Annotated in this window: 25 protein-coding genes; 8 read left to right on the forward strand and 17 right to left on the reverse strand. The window is 59.8% G+C overall.

The features are described 5' to 3' along the window. Positions 1 to 48 precede the first annotated feature (48 nt). The 5 genes from HBO09_RS06205 to HBO09_RS06225 all read right to left on the reverse strand — a co-directional run bounded on the left by HBO09_RS06205 (position 49) and on the right by HBO09_RS06225 (position 4,243). Positions 49 to 492, reverse strand: a complete 444-nt coding sequence (locus HBO09_RS06205) for a hotdog fold thioesterase (RefSeq protein WP_169994304.1) — start codon at positions 490 to 492, stop codon at positions 49 to 51. 30 nt (positions 493 to 522) lie between these two features. After that, entirely contained in the window at positions 523 to 2,190 is a 1,668-nt protein-coding gene (locus HBO09_RS06210; protein ID WP_169994306.1) for an AMP-binding protein, read from the reverse strand. 223 nt (positions 2,191 to 2,413) lie between these two features. After that, entirely contained in the window at positions 2,414 to 2,863 is a 450-nt protein-coding gene (gene sixA / locus HBO09_RS06215) for a phosphohistidine phosphatase SixA (protein WP_169994308.1), read from the reverse strand. Continuing rightward, positions 2,860 to 3,207, reverse strand: coding sequence for a DUF4389 domain-containing protein (locus HBO09_RS06220; RefSeq protein ID WP_029292722.1), 348 nt, complete (start codon positions 3,205 to 3,207; stop codon positions 2,860 to 2,862). Before HBO09_RS06220 ends, sixA begins: the two co-directional genes overlap by 4 nt. A gap of 10 nt (positions 3,208 to 3,217) precedes the next feature. Continuing rightward, entirely contained in the window at positions 3,218 to 4,243 is a 1,026-nt protein-coding gene (locus HBO09_RS06225; protein ID WP_169890951.1) for an NAD(P)H-dependent glycerol-3-phosphate dehydrogenase, read from the reverse strand. A 195-nt stretch (positions 4,244 to 4,438) separates the two neighbouring features. On the opposite strand from HBO09_RS06225, the gene HBO09_RS06230 reads away from it, so the two are divergent. The 5 genes from HBO09_RS06230 (at position 4,439) to fabB (ending at position 11,387) form a co-directional block, all read left to right on the forward strand. After that, a complete protein-coding gene (locus HBO09_RS06230; protein ID WP_169994310.1) occupies positions 4,439 to 6,559 on the forward strand; it encodes a TonB-dependent receptor in 2,121 nt (706 codons plus the stop codon). 1 nt (position 6,560) lies between these two features. Continuing rightward, a complete protein-coding gene (locus HBO09_RS06235) occupies positions 6,561 to 7,493 on the forward strand; it encodes an ABC transporter substrate-binding protein (protein ID WP_222933914.1) in 933 nt (310 codons plus the stop codon). Beyond that, complete coding sequence (locus HBO09_RS06240) at positions 7,490 to 9,391, forward strand: ATP-binding protein (protein WP_169994312.1); 1,902 nt, start codon at positions 7,490 to 7,492, stop codon at positions 9,389 to 9,391. The genes HBO09_RS06235 and HBO09_RS06240 overlap by 4 nt, the downstream gene beginning before the upstream one ends. Positions 9,392 to 9,639: 248 nt before the next feature. Beyond that, positions 9,640 to 10,155: a 3-hydroxyacyl-[acyl-carrier-protein] dehydratase FabA gene (gene fabA / locus HBO09_RS06245; protein WP_010211704.1), complete on the forward strand. Its 516-nt coding sequence runs from the start codon at positions 9,640 to 9,642 to the stop codon at positions 10,153 to 10,155. A gap of 11 nt (positions 10,156 to 10,166) precedes the next feature. Beyond that, positions 10,167 to 11,387 (forward strand): beta-ketoacyl-ACP synthase I, encoded by a 1,221-nt coding sequence (gene fabB / locus HBO09_RS06250; RefSeq protein WP_092234675.1) that lies wholly within the window; start codon positions 10,167 to 10,169, stop codon positions 11,385 to 11,387. A 175-nt stretch (positions 11,388 to 11,562) separates the two neighbouring features. Here fabB and HBO09_RS06255 read toward each other — a convergent pair whose 3' ends face one another. From HBO09_RS06255 to HBO09_RS06265, 3 genes are all read right to left on the reverse strand, one after another. Next, entirely contained in the window at positions 11,563 to 13,188 is a 1,626-nt protein-coding gene (locus HBO09_RS06255; protein WP_169994315.1) for a methyl-accepting chemotaxis protein, read from the reverse strand. A gap of 139 nt (positions 13,189 to 13,327) precedes the next feature. Beyond that, positions 13,328 to 13,792, reverse strand: coding sequence for a DUF3859 domain-containing protein (locus tag HBO09_RS06260; RefSeq protein WP_169994317.1), 465 nt, complete (start codon positions 13,790 to 13,792; stop codon positions 13,328 to 13,330). 67 nt (positions 13,793 to 13,859) lie between these two features. Further along, the gene (locus HBO09_RS06265) at positions 13,860 to 14,864 is read right to left on the reverse strand and encodes an amidohydrolase family protein (protein WP_169994319.1); all 1,005 of its coding nucleotides are present in this window, start codon (positions 14,862 to 14,864) and stop codon (positions 13,860 to 13,862) included. Positions 14,865 to 15,005: 141 nt separating this feature from the next. Between HBO09_RS06265 and HBO09_RS06270 the strand changes: the two genes are divergently transcribed. Next, positions 15,006 to 15,422 carry an OsmC family protein gene (locus HBO09_RS06270; protein WP_169994321.1) on the forward strand — a complete coding sequence of 139 codons (417 nt, stop codon included), beginning with the start codon at positions 15,006 to 15,008 and terminating at the stop codon, positions 15,420 to 15,422. Positions 15,423 to 15,486: 64 nt separating this feature from the next. Beyond that, positions 15,487 to 16,353, forward strand: coding sequence for a pirin family protein (locus HBO09_RS06275; protein ID WP_169994323.1), 867 nt, complete (start codon positions 15,487 to 15,489; stop codon positions 16,351 to 16,353). Between the two features lie 86 nt (positions 16,354 to 16,439). On the opposite strand, the gene HBO09_RS06280 is transcribed toward HBO09_RS06275, so the two are convergent. The 4 genes from HBO09_RS06280 to HBO09_RS06295 form a co-directional block, all read right to left on the reverse strand. Beyond that, complete coding sequence (locus tag HBO09_RS06280; RefSeq protein ID WP_169994325.1) at positions 16,440 to 17,168, reverse strand: dienelactone hydrolase family protein; 729 nt, start codon at positions 17,166 to 17,168, stop codon at positions 16,440 to 16,442. A 188-nt stretch (positions 17,169 to 17,356) separates the two neighbouring features. Beyond that, positions 17,357 to 19,261, reverse strand: a complete 1,905-nt coding sequence (gene htpG, locus HBO09_RS06285) for a molecular chaperone HtpG (RefSeq protein WP_169994327.1) — start codon at positions 19,259 to 19,261, stop codon at positions 17,357 to 17,359. Between the two features lie 89 nt (positions 19,262 to 19,350). Then, positions 19,351 to 19,815 (reverse strand): PaaI family thioesterase, encoded by a 465-nt coding sequence (locus HBO09_RS06290; RefSeq protein WP_169994330.1) that lies wholly within the window; start codon positions 19,813 to 19,815, stop codon positions 19,351 to 19,353. Beyond that, entirely contained in the window at positions 19,812 to 20,288 is a 477-nt protein-coding gene (locus HBO09_RS06295) for a PaaI family thioesterase (RefSeq protein ID WP_070995402.1), read from the reverse strand. The genes HBO09_RS06290 and HBO09_RS06295 overlap by 4 nt, the downstream gene beginning before the upstream one ends. Before the next feature lie 158 nt (positions 20,289 to 20,446). On the opposite strand from HBO09_RS06295, the gene HBO09_RS06300 reads away from it, so the two are divergent. Next, positions 20,447 to 20,698 (forward strand): hypothetical protein, encoded by a 252-nt coding sequence (locus tag HBO09_RS06300; protein WP_029292691.1) that lies wholly within the window; start codon positions 20,447 to 20,449, stop codon positions 20,696 to 20,698. A gap of 74 nt (positions 20,699 to 20,772) precedes the next feature. Here the strand turns inward: HBO09_RS06300 and HBO09_RS06305 are convergent, their stop codons facing one another. From HBO09_RS06305 to sucC, 5 genes are all read right to left on the reverse strand, one after another. Then, positions 20,773 to 21,174: an MAPEG family protein gene (locus tag HBO09_RS06305; protein ID WP_169994332.1), complete on the reverse strand. Its 402-nt coding sequence runs from the start codon at positions 21,172 to 21,174 to the stop codon at positions 20,773 to 20,775. Continuing rightward, the gene (locus tag HBO09_RS06310) at positions 21,171 to 21,911 is read right to left on the reverse strand and encodes a DUF599 family protein (protein ID WP_169994334.1); all 741 of its coding nucleotides are present in this window, start codon (positions 21,909 to 21,911) and stop codon (positions 21,171 to 21,173) included. The genes HBO09_RS06305 and HBO09_RS06310 overlap by 4 nt, the downstream gene beginning before the upstream one ends. Positions 21,912 to 22,176: 265 nt before the next feature. After that, positions 22,177 to 23,490: a branched-chain amino acid transport system II carrier protein gene (brnQ, locus tag HBO09_RS06315; RefSeq protein WP_169994336.1), complete on the reverse strand. Its 1,314-nt coding sequence runs from the start codon at positions 23,488 to 23,490 to the stop codon at positions 22,177 to 22,179. Positions 23,491 to 23,906: 416 nt separating this feature from the next. After that, the gene (gene sucD, locus HBO09_RS06320) at positions 23,907 to 24,788 is read right to left on the reverse strand and encodes a succinate--CoA ligase subunit alpha (RefSeq protein WP_057438865.1); all 882 of its coding nucleotides are present in this window, start codon (positions 24,786 to 24,788) and stop codon (positions 23,907 to 23,909) included. After that, entirely contained in the window at positions 24,788 to 25,954 is a 1,167-nt protein-coding gene (sucC, locus tag HBO09_RS06325) for an ADP-forming succinate--CoA ligase subunit beta (RefSeq protein WP_003233235.1), read from the reverse strand. The genes sucD and sucC overlap by 1 nt, the downstream gene beginning before the upstream one ends. Positions 25,955 to 25,997: the final 43 nt, after the last annotated feature.

A 25,997-nucleotide genomic window follows, 5' to 3' on the forward strand; every position in this document is an offset into this window, starting at 1 on the left:
CTACAGCAATGACTGTAACTGCCAGGAATGATGACACTCACGCCACGCCTATCGCGCCGGCGGGTTTTCGCCCAGCGGCACCACGGCCATGGTCAGGCGCGACACACAGCTGGCCTTGCCCTCGTCACTGGTCAGGCGAATGTCCCAGACATGGGTGGTGCGCCCGATATGGATCGCCCGAGCCACCGCCGTCACCCGCCCGGAACGCAGGCCGCGCAGGTGGTTGGCGTTGATCTCCAGGCCCACGCAATAGAACTTGCTGGGGTCAATGCACAAGTAGCTGGCCACCGAGCCCACCGTTTCGGCCAACACCACCGAGGCCCCGCCGTGCAGCAGCCCATAAGGTTGATGGGTGCGATGGTCGACCACCATGCTGGCGGTCAGGGACTGGTCGTCGAAGCTTTCGAAGCGAATATCCAGCACTTCACCAATGGTGTTTTTCTGTCTGGCATTGATTTGCTCGATATCGGGAACGGTGCGCCACAGGCTCATTGCAGTGTCCTTCTTGATTTTATTGAATGCTCAATCCTGCCACAGCACCGCCTCGGAGCGCGCGCTCCAGGCCTGGAACTGTGGGCCGTAGGTTGACTCGATGACGTTGCGCTTGATCTTCAGGGTCGGCGTCAGAAAGCCGTTTTCCACGGCCCAACTGTCCTTCACCACCACCAGTTGACGCAAGCGCTCATGTTTATCCAGCACCTGGTTGACCTCCTCCAGCAAGCGCTCCAGGCTGCCGTGCAAGGACTGCCGAGCCTCGCCGGCCGCCTCCTGCTGGCCTACCGCAGACAGCACGCATAAGCCCAACGGCGCGCTCAGGCCATCGCCAACCACGCACACCTGTTCGATGCGCCCATGCTCTGCCAGGCGGTTTTCGATGGGTGCCGGGGCGACGTACTTGCCCTTGCTGGTCTTGAAGATTTCCTTGAGGCGCCCGGTCAGGCGCAAGCGGCCTTCGGCATCCTGCTCGCCCTTGTCGCCGGTACGCAGAAAGCCGTCTTCTGTGAGGGTCTCGGCGGTCTTCTGCGGGTCCTTGAAGTAACCGAGCATGGTCGCGCCGCTGCGCACCTGGACCTCACCGGCCGGATCAATGCGCACCTCCACGTCCGGACACGGCAGGCCGATCCAGCCGATTTTCTGCTGGCCGGGACGACAGACATGGGAATAGCCGCAGCTTTCGGTCATGCCATACACCTCCAGCACATCCAGGCCCAGGCTCTGGTACCAGCGCAGGAGCGCCTCGGGTACCGGCGCGGCACCGGACAGGGCTACCCGTACCGCGTCCAGCCCAAGGCCGGCAAGGACTTTGCGGCCGACGCGTTTGCCGACAAACGGCAGGCGCAGCAGCAGGTCCAGGCGTTTTTCCGGGATTTTGCCGTACACCCCCATCTGGAATTTGGTCCAGATCCGCGGCACACCGAACAAGGCCGTGGGCCGGGCGCGTTGCAGGTCGGTGAGGAAGGTGTCGAGGCTTTCGGCGAAAAACACCGTCTGCCCGGTGTAAATCGCAGCCATCTCGACAAACATACGCTCGGCCACATGGCACAGAGGCAAGTAGGACAGCAGGCGATCGCCCTCCCCCAGGCCGAACAACTCGGTGCCTCGGGTCGCCGCAAACGCCAGGCCGCCGAAGGTGTGCATCACGCCCTTGGGCAGGCCCGTGGTGCCTGAGGTGTAGATGATGGTGGCCAGGTCTGTCGCCGCAGGCGCAGGGTCATCCTGGATCGGCGAACAGGCTTGCAGGTCGGCCCAGGTGAAGTCGAATTCGCCCTCGGGGCACAGCGGCAGGCTGATGGTGGCCAGCCCAGGCTTGATACCCGGGGCCATGGCGGGCCAGTCGTCAAGTTTGCCGATAAACGCCAACGCTGCCTCGGAGTGCTCCAGCACATGGGCTACGGAGTCGGCGGTGAGGTTGGGATACAGCGGCACCGAGACATGCCCGGCCATCCAGATCGCCAGGTCGGCGATGATCCAGTGCGCGCAGTTTTTCGAGATCAGGGCAATGTGCGAACCCTGGGGCAGTTCCCGCGCGCGCAGCCAATGGGCGGCACAACGGGCCTGGTGACCGGCTTCGCCCCATGTGAGGGTCTGCACCTCGCCACCGCCAATGGGCTGGACCAGGAAGCGCTGGCGCGGATGGCGCGCCTCACGTTCAAAGAAAACCTGCAGCGGCAAACGAAAAGCGACAGACATGGGACGCGCTCCTGTGTGTTCCGATGGTAGCCAACCAAGCACTTGCTTGGTGGACTATTCCATGCACACAGGAGCACTGCAAGTTCCTTGCTGACACAACACAACCAACTGTGGGAGCGGGCTTGCTCGCGAATGCGGAGTGTCAGCCAATATATTCATTGACTGATACACCGTATTCGCGAGCAAGCCCGCTCCCACTGTTGGTTGTGTTGTGCCTGAAAAATCAGGGGTTTTTGACGCTGTTGAGGCTCATCAGCCCCGCCAGCGGAAAGTCCCCTTCCAGCTCTGCCAGGCTGGCGGTGTGCATCGGTTGCGGCTGGCGCTGGTGCCCGTGCTGCAGAAAGCTGATCAGGTTGCCCACCAACGGTTGATGGCTGACCAGCAGCACCGTGTCATCGGTGTCGAGCTTTTCCAGCACTTGCTGGGGATTGCTGTCAGGCGTCAGCCACGCCACGGTACGGATCTCTGGCACAACTCCCAACGCCGTGCGCACCAACTCTGCGGTCTGCTGCGCCCGCACATAGGGGCTGGCGATGATCGCGCTGATGGGCTGGTCGATCAGGTGTGCGGCGCTGCGCAGCACCTCATCGCGACCACGCTCGGTCAGGTTGCGCTCGGCATCGCTGGGCGCATGGGACTCGGCTTCACCGTGGCGCAACACCCACAGCTTCATAGCTTGGGCTCCTCATCACGCACCGGGTGGGGGGCTGGCGGCACGCTGTGGGCGGCCTCGCCCTCCGGCGCGCGCGGGGTTGGCCAATCGGCGAAGGGCCAGGGCTTCTGCTCGCTGTGGAAGCTGCCAAAACGGCCAATCTGCGCGAGGAACTGACTGAGGCTGTCGCCAAAGTTCATCAAGCCCAGGTTCGGTGCGCCGTAGATCAGGCGGTAGATCAACTGCACCACCACCAACGCCCCGAGGATAAACTGCGCCACTTGCCAGACCAGGGCAAACACCAGCATCCACAGGATGCGCAGGACGATAGATTCATACTTGGGTGCTGCTTTGGGATCGTTCATCGCGCGTTCCTCAGTTGAAACCACTGGTGGAAATAAAGTCGACATCAGTCTTGGGTTCGGCACGCATCAGCAACTCGATGACCTGGTTCAAAGTGCGCCCTTCGAACAGGATCGCGTGCAGGCCGGCGACCAACGGCATATAGACCCCGGTTTCCTGGGCCTTGGCCTTGAGCACTTTGAGGGTATTGACCCCTTCGGCCACTTCACCCAGGCGGGTGACGGCATCTTCCAGGCTCAAGCCCTGGCCCAGGGCAAAGCCCACCTGGTAGTTGCGGCTTTTGGGCGACGAACAGGTGACGATCAGGTCGCCCACCCCGGCCAGGCCAAGGAAGGTCATGGGGTTGGCGCCCTGGTTGACCGCAAAGCGGGTCATTTCCGCCAGCGCGCGGGTGATCAACATACTCTTGGTGTTTTCCCCCATGCCCAGGGCCACCGCCATGCCGGCGATAATGGCGTAGACGTTTTTCAACGCGCCGCCCAGTTCCACGCCAAAGCGGTCGGCACTGGCGTAGACGCGGAAGGTGCGGCCATGCAGCACCGCTTGTACCTGTTCGCACAGCGCCTCGTCTTCACTGGCGACCACGGTGGCGGTCAGGGCGTGTTCGGCCACTTCCCGCGCCAGGTTCGGCCCGGAGAGCACGCCGATGCGGGCCTGGGGCGCGATTTCTTCGAGGATTTCGCTCATCAGCTTGAACGTCTGAGCCTCAATGCCCTTCGTCAGGCTGACCAGCATCTTGCCCGCCAGCCGTTCGGCATGGGGCGCCAGCACCGAGCGCAGGGCGCTGGAAGGCAGCGCGACAAAGCACAAGTCGCAGTCATCCAGGGTGGCCTGCAGGTCCGTGACCGGCGTGACGGCCGGATGAATCTTGATGCCCTTGAGGTAACGGGGGTTTTCCCGGTTGACCCGAATGGCCTCGGCCTGTTCCGGATCACGCATCCACTGACGCACCTGATGGCCGTTTTCGGCCAGCAGATTAGCCACGGCGGTACCAAAACTTCCGCCTCCCAGGACCGCTATTGGGCGCTGTTCAGTCATATGCAATCCGTTAATCCATAGCAGTGGCGATGGCGGCATTATACGGGCCGGCCTGACGGCGGCCAGCCCTTCCTTAATTTCCCGCGCTTGTCGGAAAATGGCCGAATAGACCACAGTAATTGCCATAGCGCCGACTGGCAAAAGCCCCCACCTCAGTTAACATGGGCGGCTATCCGCAATTATCAAGGCCGTTCCGTGTATTTGGGCCCTCCTTCTCGTTCATCTCTGTTGCTGGCGCTGTTGGTCAGTACGCCGTTGCTGGCCGACGATCTGTTCCTCGACAACCAGCCGCTGCCCCAAGTCCTCACGGCGACCCGACTCAAGCAGTCGGCCGCCGCCGTGCCCGGCAGCATGACGGTGATCGACAGCGAACTGATCAAGGCCAGCGGCGCGCGGGATATCGCCGAGTTGTTGCGCCTGGTACCGGGGATGATGGTGGGCTACACCTCGGGCAACCAGGCAGCCGTCAATTATCACGGCACCAATGCCAGCGAAGCACGGCGCATGCAGGTGCTGATCGATGGCCGCTCGGTGTACCGCGCCGGCCTCGCCACCGTGGACTGGAGCGATATTCCGGTCGCCATGGAGGATATCGAGCGAATCGAAGTATTCCGTGGGCCCAATACCGTCAGCTACGGGGCCAATGCGCTGATGGCGGTGGTCAATATCCTCACCCGCTCACCGGCCAACAGCCTGGGCACGCGGATGAAAATGACCCGGGGCGAGCGCGGGATCAACGACTGGTATGCCAGCCAGGGCCTGGGCTGGGACACCGGCAACCTGCGGCTATCGCTGTCCGGGCAACAGGATGACGGCTTCGACAGCGACCGGTTGGGCGCCGATTACCGCGACAGTCGGCGCCTGAGCCGCTTCAGCCTGAAGGTCAGCCAGACCCTCGACCAGCAGCAAAGCATCGACTGGCAGATCAACGCCAAGGAAGGGACCAACCAGCGGCCCTATACCTATCAACCGATATTTGGTGTAACTGAACGCGGGACAGACTCCGACGTCAGCGCCAAGGACTACGCCGCTTCCCTGCGCTGGAATTTCGACTTAAACCCCGACCACAGCCTGTATATCCAGGGTTCGGCGCAGCAATGGGATCGGCGCCAGGTCTGGAAGGCGTGTGATGCCAAGATCTCGTTCAGCCCGGAGTTGACGCAACTGTGGCAAATGAACCCCAACTACGCTGAAAAATTGGCGCGGCATATGAAGGACTATCCCGACGGCGCACCCCCACCCCAGGGCTCCGATGCAGAGCGAGCATTAGCCCAAGAGGTGATAAACCAGTGGAATAAAAACGGCAAGGAAAGCGTCTGCGGCAACATCGACCAAAGCACCAAGGAAAGCCGCTACGACCTGGAAATACAGGACACCCTGAGCCTGTCCGACAGCCTGCGCCTGGTCAGCGGCATGAACTACCGCTACGACCGCGCCGACTCCGACACCTACTTCAATGGCCGGCTGGACGACACCACCTGGCGCCTGTTCGGCCACCTGGAATGGCGCGCCAGCGAGCACTGGCTGTTGCAGGGTGGGGCGATGTACGAAAACACCGACCTGAGCGGCAACTCGCTGACGCCCAGGGTCGCGGTCAACTACCTGATCAACCCGCGCCACGGCCTGCGGGCGGTGTATTCCGAAGCCATTCGCTCGCCGGACATGTTCGAGAACAACGTCAACTGGAGCTATAAGGTCACCAACCTCAGCTCCCCCACCTATGGGCAAAACTCCGGCCAGTATTTCGTCAAGACCCGTGGCCCGGGCAATCTCGACAAGGAGCTGATGCGCTCCAGGGAGCTGGGCTACAACGGCTTTTTTGCCGATATCGGGCTGAACGTCGACGTCAAACTGTTCTATGACGAAATCACCGGCATGATCAGCGAGCCCTTGCGCAATAACCAGTACATCGCCAGCAACAGTAACAGCTCGCGCTTTACCGGTACCGAGACCCAGCTGGACTGGCACCTGAGTACCGCCGACCGCCTGCGCCTGACCTATGCTTATGTGGATGCCGACGCCAGCAACCGGCTGGACCGGCAACAGACCGCGCGCAACAGCGGTTCGGCCGGCTGGATGCGTGAATGGGGACAGGGCTGGTCCAGCGCGCTGTTCTATTATGGCAACGATGCACTCAATCAATATCGCTTTGAACGGGTCGACATGCGGGTCGCCAAACGCATCGCCCTGGGCAAGGCCAATCTGGAGCTGGCCGGCATGCTGCAACAACGCCTCGACCAGCAGCCCACCACCCATGTCGACAATAACTACGACCAGCGCCATGTGCTCTACTTCAGTGCCGAGTTAGAGTTCTGACATGAACCCTGCCCAGTCAAGGATGAACGCCCTCTTTGGCGCCCGGTTCTGGCGCCGCTGCCTGCTGCTTGCCAGCCTGGCATGGGCCATGCCCGCGTGGAGCGCCGATCTCCTGCTGACCGCCGCCGAAGATGGCCCCGGTGTGCAGGCATTTACCCAGGCCCTGCGCGAGCAACGCCCCGCCGATAGCGTCACTTTCAAGGCCCTGCCAGACATGCCCGCCCCCGGCCAACTGCCGAACAGCACCCGCCTGATCCTGCTGGACCTGCCCAGCCTCGACTGGCGCCTGCAGGACACCCAGGGCCCGGCGACGCTGGTGCTGCGCATCAGCCGCCTGCAAGCCCACGCGCGCCTGGGCAATCATGTGCCCGGCAAGATCAGCCTGCTGTGGAGCGACCCACCGGTGGACCGACAGTTGCGCCTGATCGCCAATATCCTGCCCCAGGCCCAACGCATTGGCGTGCTGTACGGCAACGACAGCGAATTCCTGCTGCCGGAGCTGCGCCAGCACGCCGAGGCCCTGGGTCTGGAAATCGTCGCCCAGCACTGGGACAACATTAACGACAGTCGCCCGCTGCTCAGCCTGTTCAAAAGCAGCGCTGTGTTGCTAGGGCTGGATGATCCGCAGTTGTACAACCCCAAGACCGTGAAAAACCTGCTGTTGAGCAGCTATGCCAGGCAATTGCCGCTGATCGGGCCCAACGCCGGCTTCGTGCGGGCCGGCAGCCTGGCCAGTACCTACAGCGACCAAGCTGACTGGCTGAATGAGCTCGACCGCCTGCTCGATCGTCCGCCGGCTAGTTGGCCGCGCTCGCTGTACCCGGAACACTTCAAAGTCGTGGGCAACCCGCAAGTGGCGCGCTCGCTGCGCATCGAACAGGTGGACGAAACCGCCGTCGCGACCCGATTGGCCGAAGGGGAGAAACGCCCATGACCTTGCGTCGCCGTTGGGATATCAACACCCGTACTCAGATCATCACCCTGGGCCCGGCCCTGTTGCTGACCCTGCTTTTAATCAGCTTCTTTACCTTCGTGCGGATCCAGGATCTGCGCCAGGAACTGGACCACACCGGCCAACTGATCGCCAACCAACTGGCCCCGGCCACCGAGTACGGCGTGATCTCGGGCAATAACGACGTGCTCGACAGCCTGTTGCGGGCAACTCTGGCCACGCCCCATGTGCGCTTTCTGGAGATCCAGGACAGCGCGGAAAACATCCTGGTGTACGTGGAGCAGCCCTCGGAAAAGCACGACCGCTCGCTGTCGGTGAAAATCTTCCAGGCACCGATTCGCCTGCAGCATATCCAGCTGGGCAACGATTTTTTCCAGGACAACACCGCGCAGCCCAAGGCGCCACGGGCCGACTATCTGGGCCGGGTGATCGTCGGCATGTCCAATGACGCTTTCAGCCAGCGCCAACAGGAAATCCTCTTCAAGGCCGCGATCCTCGCGCTGTTTGCCCTGCTCTTTACCTTCCTGCTGGCGCGGCGCCTGGCCGCCAGCCTGTCGCAACCGATCAGCGCCATGGGCCATGCGGTCAAGGCGATCCAGCAGGGGGACTACAAGACCCCACTGCCGATTGTCGACGACTCCGAGCTGGGCGACCTGTCACGGCATATCAACAACCTCGCCGAAGGCCTGCATCACGCCAGCCGCGAACAGCAGCAGGCCATGGCCCAATTGATCCAGACGCGGGAAGAAGCCGAGCGCGCCAACAGCGCCAAATCCGACTTCCTGGCGATGATGAGCCACGAGCTGCGCACGCCGATGAATGGCGTACTGGGCATGCTGCAACTGCTCGAAACCACGTCCATGACCGACGAGCAGACCGAGTACGCCGCACTGGCCTCGGAGTCCACCGAACACCTGCTCAAAGTCATCAACGATATCCTCGACTTCTCGCGTATCGAACGCTCGGCCCTGGAGCTTGAGCATATTCCGTTCAACCTGGTGGACCTTATCAACAGTTGCGCCCAGTCCTTCCAGCACAGCGCCATACAACGCGGGCTGGTCCTGGAGTTGTCGATCCCGCCGGGCATGGACGCTTTGCGCGTACAGGGCGACCCGACACGCATCCGCCAAATCCTGGTGAATCTGATCGGCAATGCGCTGAAATTCACCGAGCGGGGCACGGTCACGGTCGAGCCCAACTGGCAAACCCTGGACCCTGAACTGCTGTGGTTTACCTGCACGGTGCGCGACACCGGGATTGGTATCTCGGCCGAACGCCTGGAACTGATGTTCGACGCCTTTCAACAAGCTGACAGCTCTATTTCCAGGCGTTACGGCGGCACCGGTCTAGGCCTGCCGATTGCTCGCACCTTGGCCGAGCGGATGGGCGGCACCTTGCGTGCCCTTAGCGAGGAAGGCGTCGGCTCGGTATTCACCCTGGAAATCCCCCTGGCGATCTACCAGCAGAGCCTGCCGCAGATCGCCCCGGACACCCAGCACAAAGCCAGCGCCGGTGAAGGTCGCCATGTATTGCTGGTGGAGGACAATCCGGTCAACCGCACCGTGGTCGAAGCCATGCTGCGCAGTCTGGGGTTCGAGGTGAGCATCGCCACCGATGGCGCCGAAGCGATTCGCAGCGCTGAAAGCCTGATTTTCACGGCGATCCTGATGGATTGCCGGCTGCCGGTGATCGACGGCTATGAAGCCACCCGCCAGATCCGCCAGTTGCCCGGCTGCGCCGACCTGCCGATCATTGCCCTGACAGCCAACGCGCTACAGGGTGATCGCGAGGCATGCCTGGCCGCAGGAATGAACGATTACCTGGCCAAGCCGTTCAAACGCACGGATTTGCAGCAAATCCTGCAACGCTGGGTGCATTAGATGGGCACCATCAGCCAACTGCGACTGGCGTGAAAGACGAAAGTGCGGCAGTCTTAGGCACCCGAGCGGGCCTATAAATGAGTCCGGTTTAAAATTTCAGTGCACAAGTGTACATTCATGTCCTTGATGCTGTGACTTTCACTACAACGCAATAGTCTACCTGTAGGCTGCCGACGTGAGGCAAGCACGCTTCAGTCGGTCGGGAAGATTTACCCGGCCCTGCCGCATGGGATTATTGAGGAGCTCGCATGACCAAACAAAACGCCTTTACCCGGGAAGACCTGCTGCGCTGCAGTCGCGGTGAGCTGTTCGGCCCAGGTAACGCGCAACTGCCCGCCCCGAACATGCTGATGGTGGATCGCATCACCCATATCAGCGAAGAGGGTGGCAAGTACGGCAAAGGTGAATTGGTCGCCGAGCTGGATATCACCCCGGACCTGTGGTTCTTCGCCTGCCATTTCGAAGGCGATCCGGTCATGCCGGGCTGCCTGGGCCTTGATGCCATGTGGCAACTGGTCGGCTTCTTCCTCGGCTGGCAAGGCCTGCCGGGCCGCGGTCGCGCCCTGGGTTCGGGCGAAGTGAAGTTCTTTGGCCAGGTCCTGCCGACCGCCAAGAAAGTCACCTACAACATTCAAATCAAGCGCGTCCTCAAGGGCAAGCTGAACCTGGCCATCGCCGATGGTTCGGTGAGCGTCGACGGTCGCGAGATCTACACCGCCGAAGGCCTTCGCGTCGGCGTGTTTACTTCCACTGACAACTTTTAAGGGTTATCCGCATGCGCCGCGTCGTTATCACTGGTCTGGGCATCGTTTCGTGCCTGGGCAATGACAAAGAGACCGTCTCCGCTAACCTGCGTGCAAGTCGCCCTGGCATCCGCTTCAACCCGGAATATGCCGAAATGGGTCTGCGTAGCCAGGTTTCCGGCTCCATCGACCTCCCCCTCGAAGAACTGATCGATCGCAAGATCTATCGCTTCGTTGGCCACGCCGCAGCTTATGCCTACCTGGCCATGAAAGACGCAATCGCCGATTCCGGCCTGAGCGACGACCAGGTATCCAACGTGCGCACCGGCCTGATCGCTGGCTCCGGCGGCGCGTCGACCTTGAACCAGATGGAAGCGCTGGACATCCTGCGCGAGAAAGGCGTCAAGCGCGTTGGTCCGTACCGCGTCACGCGGACCATGGGCAGCACCGTTTCCGCGTGCCTGGCCACACCATTCCAGATCAAGGGCGTGAACTACTCGATCTCCTCCGCCTGCGCCACCAGTGCCCACTGCATTGGTACCGCTGTCGAGCAGATCCAGTTGGGCAAGCAAGACATCGTATTCGCCGGTGGCGGTGAAGAAGAACATTGGAGCCAGTCGTTCCTGTTCGACGCCATGGGCGCACTGTCCACCCAGTACAACGAAACCCCGGAAAAAGCCTCCCGTGCCTACGATGCCAAGCGTGACGGTTTCGTCATCGCTGGCGGTGGCGGCATGGTGGTGGTCGAGGAGCTGGAACACGCCCTGGCCCGTGGCGCGAAGATCTACGCGGAAATCGTCGGCTACGGCGCAACTTCCGACGGCTACGACATGGTTGCGCCAAGCGGCGAAGGCGCCATCCGTTGCATGCAGATGGCCATGGCCACCGTTGATACGCCAATCGACTACCTGAACACCCATGGCACCTCCACTCCGGTGGGCGACTCCAAGGAAATGGAAGGCGTGCGTGCGGTATTCGGCGACAAGGCACCGGCCATCAGCTCCACCAAGAGCCTGTCGGGTCACTCCCTGGGCGCCGCTGGCGTTCACGAAGCGATCTACTGCCTGCTGATGATGGAAGGCAACTTCATGGCGGGTTCGGCCAACATCGAAGAGCTGGACCCAGCCGTTGCTGATATGCCGATCCTGACCAAGACCCGTGAAGATGCCACCATCAACACGGTCATGAGCAACAGCTTCGGCTTTGGTGGCACCAATGCCACCTTGGTGCTGAAACGCTGGCAGGGTAAGTAATACCCCGCAGGTTGTGCATATGAAAACGCCCCGACTGGTTCGGGGCGTTTTTTATTGGGCGGGGTTAACGCTAGACCGTGTCGCCTTCATCGCAGGCAAGCCAGCTCCCACACTGATCGCATTCCAACTCGGTCAAGTGTGGGAGCTGGCTTGCCTGCGATGGCGATCTTCAGCCCTACACCGAAAACCGCGCCACCATGCTGTTCAGATCCACCGCCAACCGCGACAACTCCTGGCTCGCCGCACTGGTTTGATTCGCCCCCGCCGACGTCTGCATCGCCAGGTCGCGGATATTCATCAGGTTGCGATCCACCTCCCGCGCCACCGCCGCCTGCTGCTCCGAGGCGCTGGCAATCACCAGGTTACGCTCGTTGATCAAGGTAAACGCCGAGGCAATCTCCTCCAACGCAGTGCCCGCTGACTTGGCAATGTCCAGGGTCGCACGCGCCCGGCCATTACTCTGCTGCATGGAACTGACTGCCAGATCGGTGCCCTGCTGAATCCCGCCGATCATCTGCTCGATTTCCTGGGTCGATTGCTGGGTGCGATGGGCCAGGGCCCGCACTTCATCGGCGACCACCGCAAAACCACGCCCGGCCTCGCCTGCGCGCGCCGCCTCGATCGCCGCATTCAGCGCCAGCAGATTGGTCTGCTCGGCAATCGCGCGGATCACATCCAATACCTTGCTGATGCCATACACCTTCTGCGCCAAGTCCTCGACCTGGGTGGCATTGGCGGTCACATCGTCGGCCAGGGATTCAATCGACAGCACCGTCTGATGCACCTGCTCACGCCCGTGCTGGGCAATGCGATCGGATTCACGCGAGGCCTGTGAGGTCGCCACCGCGTTACTGGCCACCTCCTCCACCGCAGCGGTCATCTGATTGACCGCCGTGGCGGCCTGTTCGATTTCCTGGCTTTGCTGGTGCAGGCCGCGGGTGGCATCTTCGGTGACACAACTGAGCTCCTCGGAAGCCGAGGCCAGTTGGTTGGAAGAGTCGGAAATGCGCCGGATCGTCTCACGCAAGCTTTGCTGCATGCTCTTGAGCGCCTGTTGCAGGCGCGCTGGCTCATCCTTGCCGTTGACGGTGATCTCGCCAGTCAAGTCGCCGCTGGCGACCCCCTCGGCGACCCTCACAGACTGCGCCAGTGGCAACACAATGCTACGGGTCAACAAAACGGCCAGGGCGATGGTAATCAGCGCGGTCACGGCGATCATGCCGATCACCCAGATCCGCGACTGGCTGAATACCTGCTGGGCCAAGTCTGCCGCCTGGTTGGCGCTGTCCTTGTTGAGTGTGACCAGTTCGCCAAGGGTGCCGGCCAAGGTATCGGCCAGATGATTCATCTCGCCGTTGACCACCTTGATCGCGTCTTCCAACTGATTCTGCCGGGAAAGCGCCATGACCTGTTCCTGGCGTTGCAAATACTGTTGCTGCTCGACCTTGAAGCGGTCGAACAGCACCTGATCTTCGGGCAGGACAATCAACGCCTCATACAACAACTGCGCGGTGTGCAGCTGCTTTTTGATATCAATGATTTTTTGCTCATTCTGTGTCACCGCCGAAGGATCGCGGTTGATCAGCAGGCGCAAGGTCAAGGCGCGTATGCGCAGCAGGTCCTGATTCATTTCGCCGGCTGCCATCACGCTGGGCAGCCAGTTGGTTTCCACCTGGTCCGACTGCTCGCGCATATTGCCCATTTGCATCAAGGCAAACCCGCCCAGCACAAACACCATCAACGCCAACAATCCAAAACCCAGGCCTGCACGTGGAGCGATATTGAGACTTCTGATACTCATTGCGCTGATTCCTTTCAAAAGCGCTGCATCCACCTGCAGCGAGTTGCTCATGAAAGGTATCGGCGTCTTCGACTTTTTGCGTAAGACGAAAACGCGATATCAAAACGCCTTTATCTACCTAGTCCATAGCTGTGGCGGTTCAGCGCACGGTAAAGTTCTTCTGAGTCAGCAGGCGATCGCCCTGAAACACCATGAATCGCCACTCACCCGGCACCACTTCGTGGCTTTCGGTGAACTCGTAGGCCATCACGTCCTGAGGCGCGCCGGGCACCAGTTTCTGGGTCACTTCGAATTTATCATGGCGCTGGCCATCGGCCGTGCGGATGCCAGGCGTGAAGTAGAGCAAGGTCAGCGGCGTATCTTCGGCGACCTTGCCCAGCAACTGATAACGCAGGCCGAACTTGGTGCCCAGCTTGGCCGGCACCACGGTAGTGGCCTGGATCTGTTCGTTGCTGCGGCGCAACACGCGCTCGCCCGACTGCAGCTCGGCTTTGGGGCCTTCAAACACGCCAAATTCCACTGGGCCTTCGATACGGACTTCGGCGCTGGCAAAGCTGCTGATCATCATCAATGCCGTCAGGGCGCTTAAACGGGTGAGGTGCATAGTGGGCTCCTTGAGTGAGATGGCGGGAGCTTATGACACCGGTATGACGGGACGATGACAAACCCGATCAGCGCGCCTTGGGCAAGATCGCGAGAAAATTGTCCCGCGCAACTTTTCGCGCAACATCTTCTGGCAAGGCATCGAGGAAGGGATTGAAGCTGCGCATCTCCTTACCCAACTTGTTGAACCGCCCTACAACATCAGACCCCAGCATAAAACGCTCCGGGAAGCGCTCTACCAACTTCAGCCACTCAGGCCGCGGCTTTCCCGCCTCATCCAGCAAGTAGGGCGTGAGCACGCTCCAGGACAGGTCGACGTACAGGTTGGGATAGGCCTCCAGCATCCGGCTCAGGGTCGGCAACAGGAAGTCCAACTGCGTCTGGTGCCGGTGGATCTCCATGCTGGTACCGGCATGGGCCCAGATAAATCGGGTATGCGGATGATTGCGTAGCGGCTCTTCGATTTCTGCCAGATACAGGGGATTGCGCTCGCGCTTGGAGGTGATATTGGAATGCACCAACACCGGCAGGTCATTCTCGGCGGCCAGGTGATAGATCCGCGTCATGGCCTCGTTATTGGCCCGTGGCGTGTCTCCGGAAGTCAGTGCTGTCAGGTCATCGTGGCGGGTGAAGACCTCTCCGATGCCCTGCCACAGGCCTGGATTGAGGTCGAGCATGCGCTGGATATGGGCCTCGGAGTTCTTGTCGTTAGGGTTGAAGCCGCTGAGGAATGGATGGAAATGCTGGCGCTGTTCGGGGGTCAGCTTGTTGACCGCAGCGGCGACGATTACATCGGTGGCGCTGTACCAGTAGGCATCGGCATCATCACCAGCGTAATAGCGCGGCCGCTTGGGCTCGTCTTCATGCCATTTCTTCGCCACAGGCACGCCGGAAATCATCACATGTTCGATGCGATTGTCAGCCATGGCCTTGAGCAATTTGTCCATGCCGGCCGTCTCCTGGAAGAAGTCGACGTAATGCAGGTGCGCGTCGCTGTAGGCATAGTCGCGGGCGTGCACGGCGACGCTGCTGGCGCTCAGCAACAGGGCAAGGGTCAGGCGGGTCCAGGGCACGGTAAAACCTCAATCTAGGTTAAGTGGGGTAGACCGCCGGTAGCTTGCTGGGGTTCATCCGGCAAAAAAACGCGGAACACTCAGATGCCAGCATGCTCTATAACTGCATGACGTTCATCCTGCCACCTAGTGAGGTTCACCATGCCCGTTATCGTCAATACGCTGAACACCGAGAATTTTCGCCATAGCGTCAACATCAATAACCACGAGCTGTTTACCGACCTGCCCAAGAGCCTGGGTGGCGACGACTCGGCGCCCTCGCCTCACGATTACTTCGACGCCGCGCTGGCCTCGTGCAAAGCCCTGACCGTCAAGCTGTATGCGCAGAAAAAAGACATCCCCCTGACTGGCGTGACCGTGGAAGTCACCCATGACAGCAGCGAGGAGCAAAAGGGCAAATACAAACTCAACGTCAAGCTGACCCTCAAGGGCGTGCTCACCGATGAACAGCGTGACGAACTGCATCGCGTGGCCGACAAGTGCCCGGTGCATAAACTGATGACCACCGCCGAGATCAGCATCGATACCAAGCTCGCCGAAGGCGCGTTCAGCCAATAACACCTGCTTCCTGTCTGGCGGGTTATGCTCAAGCCCTACAAACCCGCTCAGACAGGGATGCTCCATGACCACCGTGACCGTGATTCGCCCGCGCCCAGAAGATGTAGAAGGCCAACCAATCCTGCGCCCGCTGCCCTCGCGAGAATGCCGCAGCGTTGGGCCCTTCGTGTTTTTCGACCATATGCTCCAGACCCGCTACGCGCCCGGCAGCGGCATGAATATCCGCCAGCATCCGCATATCGGTTTATCTACCCTCACCTACCTGTTTGAAGGCGAACTGCTGCACAGGGACAGCCTCGGCTCCGATCAAGTGGTGCAGGCCGGCGATGTCAGTTGGATGACTGCTGGCAGCGCCATCGCCCACGTCGAACGCACGCCCGACGCGCTCAAGGCCAAGGGTTTCAACCTGCATGGCCTGCAGGTGTGGCTGGCATCGCCCAAGACCCATGAGAAGGGACCGGGGCATTACAGCCATCACCCCGCCATCAGCCTGCCGGTCAGTGACAACCTTGGCGTGACGATCCGCTTGATCGCCGGCAGTGGCTTCTGCCTGGAATCACCGGTGCCCGTGCTGTCGCCGACGTTGTATGCCGAGGTTCATATGCAAACCGCCACTACCTTGCTGATTCCTGATGAACATGAGGAACGGGCGGTGTACGTGCTCGACGGTGATGCGCAGTTGGACGGCGAACCGGTGCAGGCCCATAGCCTGGTGGTGTTGCCGGCAGGCCAGAGCATGACGTTGTTTGCCGAAACCGACTGCCATCTGGTGGTCTTCGGCGGCGCGCCACTGGATGGGCCACGGCGGATCAACTGGAATTTTGTCGCCAGTGATCCGGCGTTGATCGAACAGGCGCGTCAGCGCTGGGCGGCTGGGGATTGGCCGACGGTGCCGGGGGAAAGCGGGAGAATCGAGTTGCCTTTGAGATAGCTATCGCGGGCAAGCCCGCTCCCACATATTGATTTAAATGTGGGAGCGGGCTTGCCCGCGATAAGGCCCGAACAGGCGCTGAAGACTCAGCCCCCGAACACTTCATCCAACAAATTATGCATCGCCTGGAACGCCCGCCCAGCCGTCTTGGCGTCGTACATCATCTTGCCCGGCACATTGGCATGGGGATCGGTGAAGGAATGCACCGCGCCGCCGTAGCTCAGCAATTGCCAGTCCACACCGGCTGCGTTCATTTCATCTTCAAAGGCAGGTAGCTGCTCCTTGGGCACCAACGGGTCAGAAGCGCCATGCAGCACCAATACCGAACCCTTGATGTTCTTCGCATCCGCCGGGTTTGGCGTATCCAGGGTGCCATGGAACGACACCGCCGCCTTCAACTGCGCACCGGTACGCGCCAATTCCAGGGAACAGCAACCACCAAAGCAAAAGCCAAAGGTCGCCAGCTTCGAGGTATCGACGACGGCTTCAGTCTGCCCTTGCAATTGCTCAAAGGCCGCCCGCATGCGCTTGTTCAGCAACCCACGGTCATTCTTCAATGGCATCATCGCCGCCCCGGCTTCATCGCCATTGGACGGGCGCACCTGTTGCCCATACAGATCGGCGATCAACACCACATAGCCCTTGGCGGCTACGGCCTTGGCGATCTCTTCGGCGCCGGCGCTGACGCCCATCCAGTTCGGCGCCATCAGCAGGCCCGGCAGCGGGCCCTTGTGGCTGGAATCGAAGGCCAGGCGGCTTTCATAAGACTGGCCATCAATCTGATACACCACGGAACGCACGGTGACTTGGCTCATCATTTTCTCCAGTGAGAATGGATTAACGCGGTTCCCCGTAGGAGCGAGCTGGCTCTCGAAGAACGTCAACGATAACGCGCACATGCTGAATGAACGCAGTGATCAGACGTTTTTTCGCGAGCCAGCTCGCGCCTACAGTGGAGCCATAACGAAAAACCCCGCCGAAGCGGGGTTTTCTTGCAACGTTGTTAAACCGACAGTTCAACCAACAGCTTGTTCAGTCGGCGCACGTAGGCGGCCGGGTCTTTCAAGCTGTCCCCTGCGGCCAGGGCCGCCTGGTCGAAGAGGATGTGCGACAAGTCGCCAAAGCGCTCTTCACTCTGCTCGCCGTCGAGTTTCTCGATCAACGGGTGAGCCGGGTTGAATTCGAAGATCGGCTTGGAATCCGGCACCTTCTGCCCGCTGGCTTCGAGGATCTGACGCATCTGCATGCCCAGGTCCTGCTCGCCGATGGCCAGGATCGCCGGGGAGTCAGTCAGACGGTGGGAAACCCGCACTTCGCTGACAGCATCGCCCAGGGCGGTCTTGATGCGCTCAACCAAGCCTTCTTTGGCCTTGGCCACTTCTTCGGCTTCTTTCTTCTCTTCTTCGGAGTCCAGGTTACCCAGGTCCAGGTCACCACGGGCCACGTCGACGAAGGATTTGCCGTCGAACTCGCTGAGATAGCTCATCAGCCACTCGTCGATGCGGTCGGTGAGCAGCAGCACTTCGATGCCTTTCTTGCGGAAGACTTCCAGGTGCGGGCTGTTCTTGACCTGGGCATAGGTTTCGCCAGTCAGGTAGTAGATCTTGTCCTGACCTTCCTTGGCGCGCGCCAGGTACTCGGCCAGGGACACCACCTGCTCGCCATCCTCGCCTTGAGTCGAAGCAAAACGCAGCAGGCCGGCGATTTTTTCCTTGTTGGCAAAATCTTCCGCCGGGCCTTCTTTCATGACCTGGCCGAAGTTTTTCCAGAAGCCCTTGTATTGCTCTGGCTCGTTCTTCGCCAGCTTTTCCAGCATGTCCAAAACACGCTTGGTCAATGCCGACTTCATGGAGTCGATGATCGGGTCTTTCTGCAGGATTTCCCGCGACACGTTCAGCGACAGGTCGTTGGAGTCGACCACACCCTTGATAAAGCGCAGGTACAGCGGCAGGAAGGACTCTGCCTGATCCATCACGAATACACGCTGTACGTACAGCTTCAGGCCCTTGGGCGCTTCGCGCTGGTACAGGTCGAACGGAGCACGGGCCGGGACGTACAGCAGTGAGCTGTATTCCAGCTTGCCTTCGACCTTGTTATGGCTCCAGCTCAGCGGGTTTTCGTAGTCATGGGCGATGTGCTTGTAGAACTCCTGGTATTCCTCGTCCTTCACTTCAGTGCGCGGACGGGTCCACAGAGCGCTGGCGCGGTTGACCACTTCCCATTCCTGGGCTGGCGTCTCCTCGCCTTCGGCAGCCGCTTGCTCTTTCGGCAGTTCGATGGGCAGCGCGATATGGTCGGAGTACTTCTTGATGATGTTGCGCAGGCGCCAACCATCGGCGAATTCGTCCTCACCGGATTTTAGGTGTAGCACGATGCGGGTACCGCGATCAGCCTTGTCGACGGTGGCGATTTCGAATTCGCCCTCGCCTTTGGAAGACCAGTGCACGCCTTCGCTGGCGTCGAGACCGGCGCGACGGCTGAACACTTCAACTTTGTCAGCGACGATAAAGGCCGAGTAGAAGCCCACGCCGAACTGACCGATCAGGTGCGAATCTTTCTTCTGGTCGCCCGAAAGGTTCTTCATGAAATCAGCGGTGCCGGATTTGGCGATGGTGCCCAAGTGGGTAATCGCGTCTTCACGGCTCATGCCGATGCCGTTGTCTTCGAGGGTGACGGTCTTGGCGTCCTTGTCGAAGCTCACACGGATTTTCAGTTCCGCACCACCTTCCAGCAACTCAGGCTTGGACAGGGCTTCGAAACGTAATTTGTCGACAGCGTCAGAGGCGTTCGAGATCAATTCGCGAAGGAAGATTTCCTTGTTGGAATACAGCGAATGGATCATGAGGTGCAGCAGCTGCTTCACCTCGGTCTGGAAGCCCAGGGTTTCCTTTTGAGTTTCCACACTCATGGTCATCAAACTCCAATTGGATGGCAGTGGCCGCGCCCGAGAGGGTTGGCGGCGGGTTGTCATCAAAGTTGGGGGCTAAGACCAGGATTTCAAGGGTGGCCCTGCTCCTGAATCTTGAAATGCGCACGAGCGGTGGCAATAGGCTCGGCTGGGGTGCTTTGCCAGGCGGTGATTGCCACATTGGCCACCCGCCGTCCCTGACGCCATACCTGGCAGGTGGCGTAAGTGTCACGAAACTGCCCGGCCCGCAGGTAATCCAGGGAAAAATCGACGATCTTGGGCAGGCCTTTTTCAACCCCTGGGGTACCCGTGGCCACCCACAGGTGAAAGGCCGCCGACAATTCCATAAAGCCTGCGATCACGCCACCATGGATAGCTGGCAATATCGGGTTACCAATATTGTCCTTGCTGGCCGGCATGCGGAACAACAGTTCATCCCCCAGACGCGAGCACTCGACGCCGATCAGACGCGCGTAGGGAATCAGCTCGAGCAACGCCTTATAGTCGCCGCGTTGGTGGGCCTGCTGCATCCGGGTCTTGAATTGATGGGTCATGCCTGTTCTCCCTTGATGCTGCTACCCAGTCCCTTGGTGCCCTTCAATCGCTTGCCCATACGCATAAACGTACCCACCACATGGGCAATCGGCTGCTGGGGATCGTCCTGGTAAGCAAAACCGCGGGTGAAAATCACGTCGCTGGTCACTCGGTAACATTGGGCAAAGCCGAATACCGTCTTGTGCGGTTCGGCCGGGTGCATATAGTCAATGCGCAGATCCAGGGTCGGGCAGACCTCGAACTCCGGCAGCACGCACAGGGTGGCCATGCCACAGGCCGTGTCCATCAGCGAGGTCAAGGCGCCGCCATGGATGATCCCGGTTTGTGGATCACCGACGATCTGCGGGCTGTAGGGCAAGCGCAAGGTCATGCCCTCGGCGTTCGCATCATGCACCTCGATTCCCAGCACCTGACAATGACGCAGGGCCGAGACAAACCGTGCGGCACGCTCTAAAAGGGGGCTATCGGTCATTGGATAAAGACTCTTATTAGTAGTGATCCGGCGAAAGAAATACCCCGGAAGAAAGTTCCTTGGCGAAACGTCTTATATATCTGTGGGATTAAAGGAACTAATGCAGGCACCCCATGCTCGAAAGGCCAGTAGATATCTTCAATAAGGAGAAACACCCCATGCGCAAGACTTTCGCTGTTTCCTTGATGTTGGCTGCCGCCCTTGGCCTCGCTGCCTGCGATAAAAAATCCGAGGACAAAGCTCAGGATGCCAACCAGCATGCTGAACAAGCTCAAGAAAAAATGAGCGAAGCTCAGGATAAAGTGAACGACGCTGCAAAAGAAAACGCCGAAGCCGCCAAAGCCCAAGCTGAATCTGACGCAGCCGCCGCTAAAGAAGCTGCTCCAGCTACACCTGCAACCGGTTCCTGATACCGCGGTTTAAATACCATGTTGCAAAAGAAAGCCCGCTTACATAGCGGGCTTTACTTTGTGCGGGACTTTTATCAGATCAGCAAAGTGCGAAATGTAGGACTAACCATCAACAATAGTGAGCACAGCAACCCCACCAACCACACCAGGCTGCGTTGCCAGGCCAAGTCGGCCCAATAGCAGGCTAGATAGATTACCCGCGCAATCACAAAGATGATCGCCAGCCAGTCAATCAGGTAGCCCTGGGTCTGGGTGGTATGGGCCATCAAGACTCCCGCCGCAAACAAGATAAACGCTTCAAAACTGTTTTGATGCGCAGCCACTGCCCGCGCGCCGAAGCCGGTCAACTGCGCCTGTTGATTGCGGGGAAGGTGGTTGTCATACCCCCCCTGCTCTTTCATCGCCTTGCCCACCGGCATGCGTGCCACGAAAATCAGCACTGCGCTGATAAATACACACCAGAACGGAATACTCACGATATAGCCTCCTTGGTCGCTTCAGGCATCGGTGCCTCTGTAGGGGTATAGACCATGACCTCCAGAACGTCGGAATGAAATTCCCGCCGGTACAGTACCAGCACCACCCCACTGCTCATCAGCATGAACAGCCAGGGGCTGACAAACCAGGCAAGCATGGTCATGCCGAAGTAATAGGAACGCAGGCCGAAGTTGAACTGGTTGGCAGCCATGGAGATCACCCGCGCTGCCCGCGAGGCAAACGCCTTGCGCTCCTGCTCGGAGACGTGACGCTCACCGACCATCGGCGCCGAGCCAATCAGGATCGCCGCGAAGTTGTACTGGCGCATGCACCAACTGAAGGTAAAGAAGGCGTAGACAAACACCAGGGCCAGGCACAGCAGCTTGATCTCCGACATGCCCTGGGACGCCTGCTGCACCATGGGAATGTCCGCCAGCAGCGAGACGGCGCGCTCCGAAGCCCCGAGCACAGTGAGGATACCGGCGAGGATGATCAGGGTGCTGGAGGCAAAGAACGAGGCGTTGCGCTCCAGATTGCCGATCACACTGGCGTCGGCAATGCGGTTGTCCCGCAGGAGCATGCGGCGCATCCAGTCCTCGCGATACAGGTGCAGCACACTGGCGAGACAGGCCGTGTCTCGGGCTTTCCAACTGGCGTAGCGGGTATAGCCGCCCCAACAGATGACAAACCATAGCGCAGCAAGCAAGTGGATCAGGTTGGCTTCGACGAACGACATGCGGGTCCTCTAAACAATAGGGCTGGCTAACTCGGCCAACTGTAGGAGCAGGCTTGCCGGCGATGGCGTCCTTTCAGTCAGTATCAGGCCGACTGATATACCGCTATCGCTGGCAAGCCAGTTCCTACACCCGCCGCGCTTGAGCTTTAGAATTGCGTACCCGTTCGACGTTAGCCCACAAAAAAAGACACTGCCCATCGCCCATAAAAAATGCCCCGGATCGATTGATACGGGGCATTTCGTTGTCTGCGGATAACAGCTCGCTTTAGGCGATGGCTTCGCTGCGTTTGCCCAGCATACGGTCAACCCCGAATGCAGCCACCAGGGTAATCACACAAGGTACCAGCCATGCCAGGCCTTGCTCGCTCAATGGCAGGTTAGCCATTTGCGCAGGCATCCAACCGGCCAGGCCAGCGCCCTTGAGCGCGTCGATGGTACCGAAGATGAACGACACCAGCATCACCGGGCCAAGGATGCGGCCATGCTCATGCCAGAAGTCCTTGCAGAAGCTCAGGGCCACCAGAACGATGCACGGCGGATAGATGGCGGTCAGTACCGGAATCGAGAACGCAATCAGCTTGGTCAGGCCCAGGTTGGAGACCAGCAGCGAGAACGCGGCCAGGATCACTACCAGGGTCTTGTAGGACAGCGGCAGCACTCGGCTGAAGTACTCGGCGCAGGCACAGGTCAGGCCCACCGCCGTTACCAGGCACGCCAGGGAGATCAGCACCGCGAGGAAACCGCTGCCCAGGGAGCCGAAGGTGTGTTGCACATAAGCGTGCAATACCGCCGCGCCGTTGGCTGCGCCGGCAGCCACTTCATGGCTGCCCGAACCGAGGCGGAACAGGCTGATATACACCAGCGCCAGGCCCACGCCGGCAATCAGCCCGGCGATGATTGCGTAGCGGGTGATCAACTGTGGAGACTCTACGCCACGGGAGCGAATGGCGTTGACGATGACGATGCCAAACACCAGCGCGCCCAGGGTATCCATGGTCAAGTAGCCATTGATAAAGCCTTGGGAAAACGGTGCCGCAACGTATTCAGGTGTAGCAACGCCGATATCACCCGCAGGCAGGGCAAAGGCTGCGATACCCAGTACCGCCAGCGCACTGATCTTCAGCGGCGCGAGGAAACGGCCGACGGTATCCAACAGGCGCCCTGGGTACAGGGAGATGAAGAACACCAGCAGGAAATACACCGAGCTGTAGAGGAACAGGGCCAGCGGGCTTTCACCGGTCAATGGCGCCAGGCCTACTTCGAACGAGACCGTTGCAGTACGTGGCGTGGCGAACAGCGGGCCGACAGCCAGGTAGCACGCTGCAGCCAGGATGCCACCGGCGATCTTGCCGATTGGGCTGCTCAATGCGTCCATACCACCGCCGACCTTGGCCAAGGCGATGACCGTAACGACCGGCAGGCCGACCGCAGTGATCAGGAAGCCCAGTGCTGCCATCCAGACATGAGGCCCGGACTGCAAACCGACGATAGGCGGGAAGATGATGTTGCCGGCGCCCACGAACAGGGCAAAAGTCATAAAGCCCAACGCCAGGATATCCTGGCTTTTCAACACTTTCATTTGAGGAAATACCACACTACTGAATCGGAATTTAGAGAGGGATTCCCTATGGATGAGGGAAATGCTACCGGCCCTTATGGGGACCGGCCGGTCTAGCACGCGGCTTCCTTTTGGGATGCAGGCGCATAAAGAGGCGGCTAGCGTACAGAAATTGCCTGACAAACGCACTGTTGCGGGGCGGGCTGTCCGATAAGCGACACTTTGATGTCGCGTTTTCATACTTAACTTAACAATACGAACAAATGTGGGAGCGGGCTTGCTCGCGAATGCGGTGGGTCAGCACTGAATGTATCAACTGATACACCGCATTCGCGAGCAAGCCCGCTCCCACATTTTGATCTTCAGTAACTTGCAGAAAGCACAAAGGCCACCCGAAGGTGGCCTTTGTGTGGTGAAGCGTCAGTTAAGCGCGAGGCTTACTTGATCGCCCAGCCAGTCAGCTCGGACAAAGCCTTGCCGATGTCTGCCAGCGAACGCACGGTTTTCACGCCTGCGTCTTCCAGGGCAGCAAACTTCTCGTCTGCAGTGCCCTTGCCGCCAGAGATGATTGCGCCAGCATGGCCCATGCGCTTGCCCGCAGGGGCAGTCACACCAGCGATGTAGGAAACAACCGGCTTGGTCACGTGTGCCTTGATGTAGGCAGCCGCTTCTTCTTCAGCCGAACCGCCGATCTCACCGATCATTACGATCGCTTCGGTCTTCGGGTCTTCCTGGAACAGTTTCAGGATATCGATGAAGTTCGAGCCTGGGATCGGGTCACCGCCGATGCCGACGCAAGTCGACTGACCGAAACCGGCGTCAGTGGTCTGCTTCACAGCTTCGTAGGTCAGGGTGCCGGAACGGGAAACGATACCGACTTTGCCTGGCAAGTGAATGTGACCTGGCATGATGCCGATCTTGCATTCGCCTGGGGTGATCACACCTGGGCAGTTAGGGCCGATCAGGGTAACACCCAGCTCGTCGCACTTAACTTTAGCGTCCAGCATGTCCAGGGTAGGAATGCCTTCGGTGATGCAAACGATCAGCTTGATGCCGCCGAATGCTGCTTCCAGGATGGAGTCCTTGCAGAAAGGAGCTGGAACGTAGATCACGCTGGCGGTGGCGCCAGTTTGAGCAACAGCTTCTTTCACGGTGTTGAACACTGGCAGACCCAGGTGCTCGGTGCCGCCTTTGCCCGGAGTTACGCCACCGACCATCTTGGTGCCGTATTCGAGGGCTTGCTGGGTGTGGAAGCTACCTTGCGAACCGGTAATACCCTGGCAGATAACTTTGGTGTCTTTATTGATCAGGACGCTCATTATTTGCCCTCCGCAGCTTTGACAACTTGTTGAGCAGCGTCGGTCAGGCTGGTAGCAGCGATGATGTTCAAACCGCTTTCTGCCAGTACTTTAGCGCCCAGTTCAGCGTTGTTACCTTCAAGGCGTACAACAACCGGGATTTTCACGCCGACTTCTTTCACTGCACCGATGATGCCTTCGGCAATCATGTCGCAACGAACGATGCCGCCGAAGATGTTGACCAGTACTGCAGCGACGTTGGAGTCGGACAGGATGATCTTGAACGCTTCGGTAACGCGTTCTTTGGTAGCGCCACCGCCCACGTCGAGGAAGTTGGCTGGTTTGCCGCCATGCAGGTTGACGATGTCCATGGTACCCATGGCCAGGCCAGCACCGTTGACCATGCAACCGATGTTACCTTCCAGGGCTACGTAGTTCAGTTCGAACTTGGCAGCGTGCGCTTCGCGCGGATCGTCTTGCGACGGATCGTGGAAAGTCTTCAGCTTAGGCTGACGGTACATGGCGTTGGCGTCGATGTTGATCTTGGCGTCGAGGCAATGCAGATCGCCGTCAGCCTTGATCACCAGCGGGTTCACTTCCAGCAGGGCCAGATCGTGATCCTGGAACAGTTTGGCCAGACCTACGAAGATCTTGGCGAACTGGGCAACTTGCTTGCCTTCCAGACCCAGCTGGAAAGCCAGCTCGCGACCCTGGAATGGCTGAGCGCCAACCAGTGGATCGATAGTGGCCTTGAGAATTTTTTCTGGGGTTTCGTGAGCGATCTTCTCGATGTCCACGCCACCTTCGGTGGAAGCCATGAACACGATGCGACGGCTCGAACGGTCAACGACAGCGCCCAGGTACAGCTCTTTAGCGATATCAGTGCACGATTCAACCAGGATCTTGGTGACTGGCTGGCCATTGGCGTCAGTCTGGTAAGTCACCAGACGCTTGCCCAGCCACTGCTGTGCGAAGGCCTTGGCGTCTTCTTTGCTGCGAACCAGCTTAACGCCGCCCGCTTTACCGCGACCACCAGCGTGGACCTGGGCTTTGACAACCCACTCGGTGCCGCCGATTTTGTCGCAAGCTTCTGCTGCTGCTTCCGGGGTGTCTACTGCGTAGCCCTTGGAAACTGGCAGGCCGTATTCAGCGAACAGCTGCTTACCCTGATACTCGTGAAGATTCATGCTTTTTACCGTCTTCGTTAGGTACTGCGCATTCGGCGCTGCG

Origin of the sequence: Pseudomonas sp. WS 5027, from assembly GCF_012985695.1 — a bacterium.
Lineage (GTDB): Bacteria > Pseudomonadota > Gammaproteobacteria > Pseudomonadales > Pseudomonadaceae > Aquipseudomonas > Aquipseudomonas hygromyciniae.

Coding starts and splice junctions, on each gene's coding strand:
- HBO09_RS06300 (WP_029292691.1), top strand. CDS start 20,447: ATGCGCAAGACTTTCGCTGTTTCCTTGATGTTGGCTGCCGCCCTTGGC.
- HBO09_RS06290 (WP_169994330.1), bottom strand. CDS start 19,815: ATGACCCATCAATTCAAGACCCGGATGCAGCAGGCCCACCAACGCGGC.
- HBO09_RS06210 (WP_169994306.1), bottom strand. CDS start 2,190: ATGTCTGTCGCTTTTCGTTTGCCGCTGCAGGTTTTCTTTGAACGTGAG.
- sucD (WP_057438865.1), bottom strand. CDS start 24,788: ATGAGCGTCCTGATCAATAAAGACACCAAAGTTATCTGCCAGGGTATT.
- HBO09_RS06295 (WP_070995402.1), bottom strand. CDS start 20,288: ATGACCGATAGCCCCCTTTTAGAGCGTGCCGCACGGTTTGTCTCGGCC.
- sucC (WP_003233235.1), bottom strand. CDS start 25,954: ATGAATCTTCACGAGTATCAGGGTAAGCAGCTGTTCGCTGAATACGGC.
- brnQ (WP_169994336.1), bottom strand. CDS start 23,490: ATGAAAGTGTTGAAAAGCCAGGATATCCTGGCGTTGGGCTTTATGACT.
- HBO09_RS06240 (WP_169994312.1), top strand. CDS start 7,490: ATGACCTTGCGTCGCCGTTGGGATATCAACACCCGTACTCAGATCATC.
- HBO09_RS06225 (WP_169890951.1), bottom strand. CDS start 4,243: ATGACTGAACAGCGCCCAATAGCGGTCCTGGGAGGCGGAAGTTTTGGT.
- HBO09_RS06205 (WP_169994304.1), bottom strand. CDS start 492: ATGAGCCTGTGGCGCACCGTTCCCGATATCGAGCAAATCAATGCCAGA.
- htpG (WP_169994327.1), bottom strand. CDS start 19,261: ATGAGTGTGGAAACTCAAAAGGAAACCCTGGGCTTCCAGACCGAGGTG.
- HBO09_RS06310 (WP_169994334.1), bottom strand. CDS start 21,911: ATGTCGTTCGTCGAAGCCAACCTGATCCACTTGCTTGCTGCGCTATGG.
- HBO09_RS06275 (WP_169994323.1), top strand. CDS start 15,487: ATGACCACCGTGACCGTGATTCGCCCGCGCCCAGAAGATGTAGAAGGC.
- HBO09_RS06255 (WP_169994315.1), bottom strand. CDS start 13,188: ATGAGTATCAGAAGTCTCAATATCGCTCCACGTGCAGGCCTGGGTTTT.
- HBO09_RS06280 (WP_169994325.1), bottom strand. CDS start 17,168: ATGAGCCAAGTCACCGTGCGTTCCGTGGTGTATCAGATTGATGGCCAG.
- HBO09_RS06270 (WP_169994321.1), top strand. CDS start 15,006: ATGCCCGTTATCGTCAATACGCTGAACACCGAGAATTTTCGCCATAGC.
- HBO09_RS06235 (WP_222933914.1), top strand. CDS start 6,561: ATGAACCCTGCCCAGTCAAGGATGAACGCCCTCTTTGGCGCCCGGTTC.
- fabA (WP_010211704.1), top strand. CDS start 9,640: ATGACCAAACAAAACGCCTTTACCCGGGAAGACCTGCTGCGCTGCAGT.
- fabB (WP_092234675.1), top strand. CDS start 10,167: ATGCGCCGCGTCGTTATCACTGGTCTGGGCATCGTTTCGTGCCTGGGC.
- HBO09_RS06220 (WP_029292722.1), bottom strand. CDS start 3,207: ATGAACGATCCCAAAGCAGCACCCAAGTATGAATCTATCGTCCTGCGC.
- HBO09_RS06260 (WP_169994317.1), bottom strand. CDS start 13,792: ATGCACCTCACCCGTTTAAGCGCCCTGACGGCATTGATGATGATCAGC.
- sixA (WP_169994308.1), bottom strand. CDS start 2,863: ATGAAGCTGTGGGTGTTGCGCCACGGTGAAGCCGAGTCCCATGCGCCC.